The sequence below is a fragment of the Rubrivirga sp. genome (assembly GCF_049648075.1).
Classification (GTDB): Bacteria; Bacteroidota; Rhodothermia; order Rhodothermales; family Rubricoccaceae; genus Rubrivirga.
In genome coordinates this window covers 1-9,235 of record NZ_JBARYR010000750.1, presented here as the reverse complement: position 1 = coordinate 9,235, position 9,235 = coordinate 1, and the positions used below count along the sequence as shown (strand labels likewise).

The following is a 9,235-nucleotide window of genomic DNA, read 5'->3' as shown; positions in this document are numbered from 1 at the left end:
CGGCCTCGAGGTCGGCGCGCGTCCTCGAGGGGAGTTCGAGCGCGGCTTCGCGAACGTCGGCGTAGCTCGCGACGGACTCTCCCGTCGTGGCAGACGTCCCTTTCCGGTAAGCCAAGACCCATTCGTCCGGCACGTTGAGGGGAAGACCGCTCAGTCCGTAGACCAGCAGTTGTTGGGTCACGACGACGTGGGCCAGGTTCCACAGGACGTGGTTCGAGAACCCATCCGGCACCGTCAACCGGGCGTCATCCTCGAGGGCGTCCGTGATCGCGACGAGTGACTGCCGGGTCTTGAGAAGCGTGTGGAGCGACGCGTCGAGGTCGGTCATGCCGGACGCACCCAAGCGTTGTCAACGTGCTGGAAGCCCAGACGGTCGTAGAAGCCGGATGACAGGTTCGAGTCCCGCAGAATGAGCTCGGTCCCCTTGCAGCGCTCCATGATCTCATCGATCAATCGCTTCCCGACGCCCGCTCCCTGAACGTCCGGCTCCACGGCCAGGTCGCAGAGGTAAGACGTCGTCGCGCCGTCGGTCAGCACGCGGGCCAGGCCCACCAAGCGGTCGCGCTCCCACAACGTGAGAACCAGATTGGAGGCTTCGAACGCCGCCATCAGCGCATCCGAGTTGTCCGTCTTCCGCAAGAGCGGTGCCCGGCGGTACAAGGTGGCAATCCGAGCGGCCGTCAAGCCCTCGAGGTCGTCGCGGAGAGAAAGAGAGTCGGGGTTGGTCATCGTCGGAGAAAGGCGTGGCGGAGTTTACTCGGCCCTCGAGGTCGGCGCTGCGTCGTCCTCGACCCACCTCCAGCGCCGCGCGATGATCCCCGTCCTCGAGGGCGTGGTTGCCGATGGAGCGGTCCAGGCGCGGAGGCGCTGCCCTCCAGACTCGATCGTCCATTCCGACGTCAAGCCCAGAAACTGCCGCCCCACCACTCGGGCCTCGACCGCGTCCTCGACCTCGAGGTCGACCGGTTCGAGCACTTCAGGCCGGACGACCAACGCTGACCCGTGGGGCATGGGTTCACCCGAAAGGCGCTCGGCCAGGGCGCGGTCACGGATCACGTTGGCACCTCCCAAAAAGGACGCGGCGTAGGCCGTTGGAGGGTCCGAGTACAGCTCCTCCGGCGACCCGACGGCCACGATCCGACCGGCGCGCATCAGCGCGATCTGGTCGCTCAGCGCCAGGGCCTCCTGCTGGTCGTGGGTCACGTACAGGCTCGTCACGCCGAGGTCGCGCTGGAGCGACTTGAGCTCGGCCCTCGTCGCCTCTCGGAGCGCCAGGTCGAGGTTCGAAAGGGGCTCGTCGAACAAGAGAACGCTCGGCTCAACCGCGATCGCTCGGGCCAGAGCGACCCGCTGCTGCTGCCCCCCCGAAAGCGCCGACACGGGACGGGCCTCGAGGCCGCCCAAGTCGACCCGCTCCAGCGCTCGCGCGGTCCGCAGCGCTCGATCCGCCTTACCGACCCCACGCACCCGCAGCCCGTACTCGACATTCTCACCGACCGTCATCGTCGGGAAGAGCGCGTAGCTCTGGAACACCATCGCCGTCGGCCGCCGCTGCGGCGCGAGCGTTGTCACGTCGAGGTCGCCGATACGGACGGTTCCGGCGTCCGGCTTCTCGAATCCGCCGACGAGCCGCAGCAGCGTCGTCTTGCCGCACCCCGACGGACCGAGGAGGGACACGAACGAGCCTGGCGCGACCTCGAGGCTGACGCCGTCGACGGCCGCGACGTCGCCGTAGCGCTTGACGACGGACGCGAACTCGATGCCTGCGGACATAGTGCGTGGAAACGAGAAGGGGCGCCCTCGAGGACGCCCCTTCTAGGTTGATCGACGGGGTCGGCTACGCGTCGAGCGCGGCGGTCACCTTGTCGGCGGCCTCCTGCAAGCGGATCGCGCTCTCGATCGGTAAACCGCTCTCCTTCAAGATCTGCATCCCCTCCTCGGCGTTCGTGCCCTGGAGGCGGACGATCAGCGGGACCGTCAACTCGATGTTGTTCGCCGCCTCGACGATACCGTTCGCCACGCGGTCACACCGGACGATGCCGCCGAACACGTTGACCAACAACGCCTTGACGTTCGGGTCCGACAGGATGATGCGGAAGCCGGCCTCGACCGTCTCCGCGCTCGCCGTGCCGCCGACGTCCAGGAAGTTGGCCGGCTCGCCGCCCGCCAGCTTGATCAGGTCCATGGTCCCCATCGCGAGCCCGGCGCCGTTGACCATGCATCCGACGTTGCCGTCGAGCTTGATGTAGTTCAGGTTGTGCTTGCCCGCCTCGACCTCGAGGGGGTCCTCCTCGGCCTCGTCCCGCATCTCCGCGAGATCCTTGTGCCGGAAAAGCGCGTTCTCGTCCAGCTCGATCTTCGCGTCGAGGGCGACCACCCGGCCGTCTTCGGTCTTGACGAGCGGGTTGATCTCGGCGGTCGTCGCGTCCGATCCGCGGTACGCTTTGTACAGCGCCGAGACGAACTTGCGCGCCTCCTTGAGCGCCTGCCCCTCGAAGCCGAGCCGGAAGGCGATCTCGTTCGCTTGGTACGGACGGAGGCCCACCGACGGGTCGACCCAGACCTTGACGATCTTCTCGGGCGTGGCCTCGGCGACCTCTTCGATCTCGACGCCGCCCTCTGTCGAGGCCATGATGACGTCCATGCCCTTGCCGCGATCGAGCGTCACGCCGAGGTAGTACTCGTGCGCGATGTCCTCTGCCGCCGTCACCAGAAGTTTCCTGACGAGCTGGCCATCGGGACCGGTCTGGGGCGTGACCAGCGTCATGCCGAGGATCTTCTCAGCCGCCGGCCGCACGTCCTCGATGGAGGGGCAGAACTTGACGCCGCCACCCTTGCCGCGCCCGCCGGCGTGGATCTGAGCCTTGACCACGAACTGGGTCACTCCGTCGGCAGCCATCGTGTTCGCGGCCTCGACGGCCTCATCGACCGTGTCAGCGACGATCCCGCGCTGAACGGCGGCGCCGTGCTGTTCGAGGATTTCCTTGGCTTGGTACTCGTGGACTTTCATTGGACGGTGTTGGGGTTGAGGTCGGGCGGCGGCCCGGTATAGAGTGGGGCACGCGAAGCTACCGCCGTCCGTTCCGCTGCCGACCTCGAGGACGCGCCTCCAGGGTGCACTCTCGCCCGATCTTCCCAGGGCCTCCCGCTCCCGCCGTGACTCGGTTCGATCTCCACGTCCTCCGACGCTTCCTCTCGGCGACCATCCTCTTGGTCGCTCTCCTCGCGTCCATCTTCGTCACGATCGACTTTTCCGAGTACGTCGATGACTTCTTGGACCGTGGAGCAACGACCGGGCAGATCTTCGGCGGCTACTACCTCTACTACCTCGCCGACATCGTTCGGCAGGTGAGTCCGCTCGCGCTGTTTCTGGCCGCGGTGTACGTCACGGCACGGCTTGCCCAGTCGATGCAGCTCACGGCCATCCACATGGCAGGTGTCTCGACGTGGCGGTTTATGCGTCCTTTCGTCCTGACGGGCGTAGTAGCGACGACGGGGATGATCGCGTTCAACGGGTGGGTCGTCCCCCGCTCCCAGGCCGTCGTCCACACGTTTCAGAACCAGTACTACCGAGATGCCCCAGAGGGCGGCGGGGACTCGGAGATCGTGCGCCAGGCCGCGCCTGGAGTCGTGGTTTCTGCGCGGTACTTCGACCGAGACCAACAACAAGCCTTTCGAGTCAGCCTCATCACGTTCGACGACAGCACGGAGTCCGTCACAGAAAGGCTGGACGCGTCCCAGATGCAGTGGATGGACTCTCTCTCTGTGTGGCGAGCCCAAGACGTCACAATCCGTCGCTTTGCCGCCGATGGCCGGGAGCAGTTTGAGCGACACGCCAGCCTTGATACCGCCCTGTCACTGCTGCCTCGGGACCTCGCACAGTCGGAGCGCGACGTCGAGCGCCTCACGCTACCCGAGGCCGGAGCCTACGTCTCGAGCCTAGAACGCGCAGGCGTAGCGATGCGTGGGAGGCCGACCGTCGCGTTCCACTCGAAAGTGGCCTACCCATTCGCAAACATCATTTTAGTAGTCCTAGCTGTCCCGCTCGCAGCCAGAAGGCGCCGCGGAGGGCAGGCGGTCCACCTAGCGCTCGGCCTTGGCGTCGCGTTCCTCTATCTCGCACTCCAGAAGACCATCGAGCCGCTCGGGTATGTCGACACGCTGCCGCCGGTCGTAGCAGCCTGGCTGCCACACGTCCTTTTTGCAATCGTGGCCACCGCCATGGTGATCACGTCGAACCGCCGGGTGGCATAGAGACAACCCTCACGTGGATATGAGGGTAGCCGGCAACGCCTCTGGAGGTTGTCACACTCTCAGATTATTAATCACATAGGTCACTATGTCTCATTCTACGTCCCAATCGAGGGCAAGAAAATTGCCTCACTCCGGTTCGCCCTGTCGTAACTAGAGGTCCCCCCACACGTATTGATCATGTCTCGGTCTACCGACGATCTGCCAGAGGTCCTGTCCTATCGAGATCTCGTCCGCATCCGTACGCAGCTCGATCTCAAGGGACGGACCTCAACCTTCTCCGAGCGCATTCGAAGTGAGAGAGGTGCAGGGATCGATGGGCTGCACTACCGGCGAGTCCTCGGGCCGATAGATCGCGAGGTGTTCGTGACGGACCACGAGGGCGCAACGCGTCCGATGCTGATGTTCGGGTCGAACAACTACCTGGGCCTCGCGACTCACCCTGTGGTTGTCGAGCGCGTGCGCCGGGCTGCTCTCAGATACGGAGTCGGTGTCGGTGGCCCCCCGATCCTCAACGGCTACGGTCCCCTACAGCGTGAGCTCGAGGAGCGACTGGCCGACTTGGAGGAGATGGAGAGTGCTCTCGTTTACGGGAGCGGATACGCCGCCAACGTTGGGCTGATGAGCGCGCTGCCCGGACCCAAAGACCTCGCGGTCTACGACGAGCGGAGCCACGCGTCCTTCCTTGACGGACTCAAGCTCGGCCGCATCGGCGGCCGCTCGTTTGCCCACAACGACCTGAAGGCACTGGACCAAGCATTGGAAGAGGTCAGCGGGGACCACCAAGACATCTTTGTAGGCGTCGAGGGCGTGTACTCGATGTCAGGCGACCTTGCCCGCCTTGACCGGATCGCGGACATCTCTCAGCAGCACGGTGCGATCCTCGTCGTCGACGACGCCCACGGGACTGGCGTAACAGGTCCTCGAGGCCACGGCACCATCGCCATGTTCGACGTGTCCGACAAAGTCGACGTCGTGATGGGGACGTTCTCGAAGTCGTTCTCGGTCTCCGGCGGGTTCGTGACGGCCAGCAAGGACATCGTGGACTACCTCCGGTATTTCTCGCGGTCGTACGTCTTCAGCGCGTCCCTGTCGCCGTCGGTTTGCGCAGCCGTGATCGCGGGCCTCGACGTCCTCGAGGACGAGCCGGAGGTCCACGGCGCACTCTCCGACAACACCGCCTACCTCGCGCAGCAGCTCCAAGCGATCGGCCTCGAGGGGAACGGCTTGACGGCCATCTTCTCGCTCCCCGTGCCGCGGACGACCGACGTCCGCGCTGCCGCGCACGACTTCCACCGCCGAGGGCTCTTCCTCAACCACGTCGAGGCCCCCGCTGTGCCGATCTCGGACCAGCGGTTCCGCATCAGTGTCAGCGCTACCCACACCAAGGACGACCTCGACCGGCTCATCGAAGCTGTCGACGACGTGTGGAACATCCACGTCCGACCCTTCGCCGACGACTCGGCGGCGGAGGTCGCCCTGCAGCCGAACGACGGCGCTCTCGACGCGTTCGAAGGAGGGTTTTAGGCGCTGCCTGACGCGTCCTGCAAGAGGGATGTCGCGAACCCGTCCACTTCGACACGGCTCGTCCTCGAGGACGGGCCGTTAGGCCTCCCCGCCAGGTGCGCTGAACTGGATCGGCTGCGCGTTCGAGACGACGTCCCCGATGTCTCCGTGCTGCGCCTCGTACCGCTGAATATTGTCGGCCAGGGCCGCGAGCAGCCGCTTGGCGTGCCCCGGAGTGACCACGATCCGGCTCTTAACGCGGGCCTTCGGGACGCCGGGCATCACGCGGATAAAGTCGAGGATGAACTCCTCTGGACTGTGCGCGATCATCACCAGGTTGGAGTACACCCCCTCGGCGACGTCCTCGGCAAGTTCGATGGAGAGCGACGGGGAGTTTGAGGGCGGTGCGTCCACGAGATCGGGAGGTGATAGGAGCCCAAACTATGAGCTAGCTGGGTGAAAGGCCTAACGGCTACGAGCTGACTCGTGCCAAAGCGGAGATCAGATCGCTGCGGGTCAGAATCTGAAACCCGCCGTCTTCGGTCGTGACGAGGACGGCGCCCGTCGGGCCGTCGAGGCGGTTGGGCAGCTCGTCCAGGCGGACGGAGCCGTCGACGACAGGCAGGGGCTCTCCCATCGCGTCGCGAACGGCGTGATCACGGGCGTCGGGAGACGCGAGGAGCCGGTCGAGAACGCCGCGCTCGCTCAGGCTTCCGACGACCTCTCCGTCCTCGAGGACGGGGACCTGGCTGATTCCGTGCTCCGTCATGGCCTCGATGGCCTGGGCAAGCGTCGACTCTGGGCCGACGGCGATCACGGCATCGGACGAGCGGTCGGCGACAACGGACCGGGCGGTCAACGTCGCGGCCTCGAGGAAGCCGTTCCGGCGCATCCACTCGTCGTTGTAGGTCTTCGAGAGGTAGCGGAAGCCGCTGTCGGGGAGCAGGATCACGACGACGTCCTCGTCGGTGAGATCTGAACGATGGGCCTCGAGCCAATCGAGGGCGCCGGCAACGGCCATCCCACAGGACTGCCCGATAAAGAGACCTTCCTCCCGAGCCAGCCGCCTCGTCATCTGCATGGTGGTCGCATCGTCGACCTGGACGTAGTCGTCGACGAGCGAGAAGTCCATGTTCTTGGCCAGGATGTCCTCTCCCACGCCCTCGGTCGCGTAGGGGTAGATCTCGGACTCCTTGAACTCGCCCGTGCGCCAGTACTCGGCGTAGACGCTCCCGTAGGGGTCGACGCCGATGATCTGGACGTCGGCGTTCTTTTCTTTCAGGTAGCGACCCGTGCCCGAGATCGTGCCGCCCGTGCCGGCACCGGCGACGAAGTGAGTGATGCGGCCCTCGGTCTGCTCCCAGAGCTCCGGTCCCGTCGTCCGGTAGTGGGCGTCGGCGTTGGCGGGGTGGTCGTACTGGTTGGGGTAGAACGAGTTGGGGATCTCCTTCGACAGCCGGGCGGCGACGGAGTAGTACGAGCGGGGGTCGTCGGGCGCGACGTTCGTCGGGCAGACGATGACCTCGGCGCCGAGAGCACGGAGGACGTCGACCTTTTCAGGGCTTTGCTTGTCCGTGGTCGTAAAGATGCAGCGGTAGCCCTTGGCGATCCCCGCGATCGCGAGGCCGGCGCCGGTGTTGCCGCTCGTCCCCTCGATGATCGTCCCGCCCGGTTTGAGCTGGCCCTTGGCCTCGGCGTCCTCGATCATGGCGAGTCCGATCCGGTCCTTGACCGACCCGCCGGGGTTGAAAAATTCCACCTTGGCCAAGACGGTGCACGGCAGGTCTCGCCCGAGCGTCAGCAACCGGACGAGCGGCGTGTTGCCGATGGTGTCGAGGATGGAGTCGGACCACATAGTCGAGAGGGCGTCGTGAGTGGCGGGAAGCTACCGAGGTGCGTGTGCGCTCCCAGTGGAGTCGGTGCCGAGGTGGGGACGCGGCTTCGTCCTCGAGGTCGGCGCGAGAGCGCTGACTCTTCTACCTTTGCGAGATGGAGACTGACCCGTCGCTCCCTTTTATCGCGCCCGAGATGCTGTCGGTCTTGATCTCGCCGTCGGGCCGCCAGCTCGACGCGAACGAGGCGTGGCTGAGCGTGTTCGGGAACGACCTGTGGGGCCGGCTTCCGCCGGAGGACGCGCGCTTTGCCCAGGAGCACACGACGGAAGCGATCCGCGGAGGCCAGGTGCTCCACCAGGTGTACCTCGTCCCCTCTCGCGGCGACGAGCCGATCCCGGTTCTTCTTCACTTTCACCCGATCCGTGAGCCCGACCTCGAGCCTGGACGGTTCCCCGTAATGGTAACGGGCGAGGTCATGCGCGAGCCCGTCTCGTGGGCGGCCGAGCAGACGCGGCGCCGGAGGATGGAGATGCTGGGCCGGATGTCGATGGGGATCGCCCACGACTTCAACAACTTGCTCACCGCCGTCGTCGGGCACGCGGAGTTGCTGAGGTCTGACTTGGTTCACCTCCAAGCCGCCGCTGACGCGCACGGGCACCTCCGCGCCCTCGAGCAGGCCGCCCGCGACGGGGCGTCGTTGGTCCGCAAGATCCAGGGCTACATCCGGGACGAAAAGAAGGAGCGGGCAGAGCCCGTGCTCCTCCACGAGATCGCAGAAGAGGTCCTGACGCTGACCCGTCCCTACTGGTACAACGAGCCGCGGCGCCAGGGGATCGCGATCCGAGTCGAGAGCGAGCTCCGCCCGGTCCCCCCCATCATGGGGACACCGACGGAGCTCCGGGAGGTCTTGGTCAACCTCGTCCTGAACGCTGTCCAGGCGATGCCGGCGGGAGGCACGTTGTCCCTGCGAACGGCTCGGTCCGGGACGAGCGCCGCTGCGGTCCAGATCGCCGACACCGGGGTTGGGATGACGGAGAGCGTGCGGCGTCGCATCTTCGAGCCCTTGTTCACGACCAAGGGCCAGGCGGGGACCGGGATGGGGCTGACCATGAGCCAGGGGATCGTGCAAGAGCACAACGGCCGCATCGAGGTCGAAAGCGCGCCCGGCCGAGGGACCCTCTTCCGGCTGGTGTTTCCGTTCTCGCACGACACGCCGAAACCGGCGTCGAAGGTGGCGCGCGTCCTCGAGGACGCCCCAGCGGACGGCCTGCGCATTCTGGTGGTCGACGACGAGATGATGGTCCGCACCGTGACGACCAAGCTGCTCCGCCTGCGAGGCCACACGGTCGAGAGCGCCGACGGAGGCCCGGCTGCCCTCGAGGTTTTGGGTGACGACGACGCGTTCGACATCGTGATCACGGACCTGTCCATGCCCGACATGAGCGGGAGAGAACTGGCCGCGGCAATCCGACTTCGACACCCGGGTCTGCCGGTGCTCCTCCTCACCGGCGACACCGACGCCGAGAGCGCGGACGTGGACGCGGTCGTCAAGAAGCCGTTCGAGCTGGACGACCTCGTGGCCGTCGTTCGCCGCGTGGCGTCGGGAGCGCCTGAGGCGGACCGGCGGCGGTAGCGTCCTCGAG

General features: G+C 66.1%; 9 protein-coding genes. 3 read left to right on the top strand and 6 right to left on the bottom strand.

Annotation, left to right across the window (positions count from 1 at the left end; translation table 11 throughout):
- From WBA11_RS19885 to sucC, 4 genes are all read right to left on the bottom strand, one after another.
- On the bottom strand, positions 1-328 hold a 328-nt coding region (locus WBA11_RS19885), incomplete at its 3' end, for a DinB family protein (protein WP_424522369.1).
- Positions 325-729: a GNAT family N-acetyltransferase gene (locus WBA11_RS19880; RefSeq protein WP_424522368.1), complete on the bottom strand. Its 405-nt coding sequence runs from the start codon at positions 727-729 to the stop codon at positions 325-327. The genes WBA11_RS19885 and WBA11_RS19880, both read right to left, overlap by 4 nt.
- Before the next feature lie 24 nt (positions 730-753).
- Positions 754-1,773: an ABC transporter ATP-binding protein gene (locus tag WBA11_RS19875; RefSeq protein ID WP_424522367.1), complete on the bottom strand. Its 1,020-nt coding sequence runs from the start codon at positions 1,771-1,773 to the stop codon at positions 754-756.
- A 64-nt stretch (positions 1,774-1,837) separates the two neighbouring features.
- Positions 1,838-3,010, bottom strand: coding sequence for an ADP-forming succinate--CoA ligase subunit beta (sucC, locus tag WBA11_RS19870; RefSeq protein ID WP_424522366.1), 1,173 nt, complete (start codon positions 3,008-3,010; stop codon positions 1,838-1,840).
- A 146-nt stretch (positions 3,011-3,156) separates the two neighbouring features.
- Between sucC and WBA11_RS19865 the strand changes: the two genes are divergently transcribed.
- Both WBA11_RS19865 and WBA11_RS19860 read left to right on the top strand, forming a co-directional pair.
- Complete coding sequence (locus WBA11_RS19865) at positions 3,157-4,254, top strand: LptF/LptG family permease (protein WP_424522365.1); 1,098 nt, start codon at positions 3,157-3,159, stop codon at positions 4,252-4,254.
- A 177-nt stretch (positions 4,255-4,431) separates the two neighbouring features.
- Positions 4,432-5,778, top strand: a complete 1,347-nt coding sequence (locus tag WBA11_RS19860) for an aminotransferase class I/II-fold pyridoxal phosphate-dependent enzyme (protein ID WP_424522364.1) — start codon at positions 4,432-4,434, stop codon at positions 5,776-5,778.
- 78 nt (positions 5,779-5,856) lie between these two features.
- On the opposite strand, the gene WBA11_RS19855 is transcribed toward WBA11_RS19860, so the two are convergent.
- Together WBA11_RS19855 and WBA11_RS19850 are read right to left on the bottom strand one after the other, a co-directional pair.
- Positions 5,857-6,171 (bottom strand): DUF3467 domain-containing protein, encoded by a 315-nt coding sequence (locus tag WBA11_RS19855; protein ID WP_424522363.1) that lies wholly within the window; start codon positions 6,169-6,171, stop codon positions 5,857-5,859.
- 58 nt (positions 6,172-6,229) lie between these two features.
- Positions 6,230-7,612, bottom strand: a complete 1,383-nt coding sequence (locus tag WBA11_RS19850) for a cystathionine beta-synthase (protein WP_424522362.1) — start codon at positions 7,610-7,612, stop codon at positions 6,230-6,232.
- Positions 7,613-7,746: 134 nt separating this feature from the next.
- Here WBA11_RS19850 and WBA11_RS19845 point away from each other — a divergent pair, with 134 nt between their 5' ends.
- On the top strand, positions 7,747-9,225 hold the full coding sequence (locus tag WBA11_RS19845) for a hybrid sensor histidine kinase/response regulator (RefSeq protein ID WP_424522361.1): 1,479 nt from the start codon (positions 7,747-7,749) through the stop codon (positions 9,223-9,225).
- Positions 9,226-9,235 lie beyond the last annotated feature (10 nt).

What these genes read in the sequence shown, in the direction of transcription:
- WBA11_RS19880 (WP_424522368.1), bottom strand. Translation starts at nt 729, where the DNA reads ATGACCAACCCCGACTCTCTTTCTCTCCGCGACGACCTCGAGGGCTTG.
- WBA11_RS19875 (WP_424522367.1), bottom strand. Translation starts at nt 1,773, where the DNA reads ATGTCCGCAGGCATCGAGTTCGCGTCCGTCGTCAAGCGCTACGGCGAC.
- sucC (WP_424522366.1), bottom strand. Translation starts at nt 3,010, where the DNA reads ATGAAAGTCCACGAGTACCAAGCCAAGGAAATCCTCGAACAGCACGGC.
- WBA11_RS19860 (WP_424522364.1), top strand. Translation starts at nt 4,432, where the DNA reads ATGTCTCGGTCTACCGACGATCTGCCAGAGGTCCTGTCCTATCGAGAT.
- WBA11_RS19850 (WP_424522362.1), bottom strand. Translation starts at nt 7,612, where the DNA reads ATGTGGTCCGACTCCATCCTCGACACCATCGGCAACACGCCGCTCGTC.
- WBA11_RS19845 (WP_424522361.1), top strand. Translation starts at nt 7,747, where the DNA reads ATGGAGACTGACCCGTCGCTCCCTTTTATCGCGCCCGAGATGCTGTCG.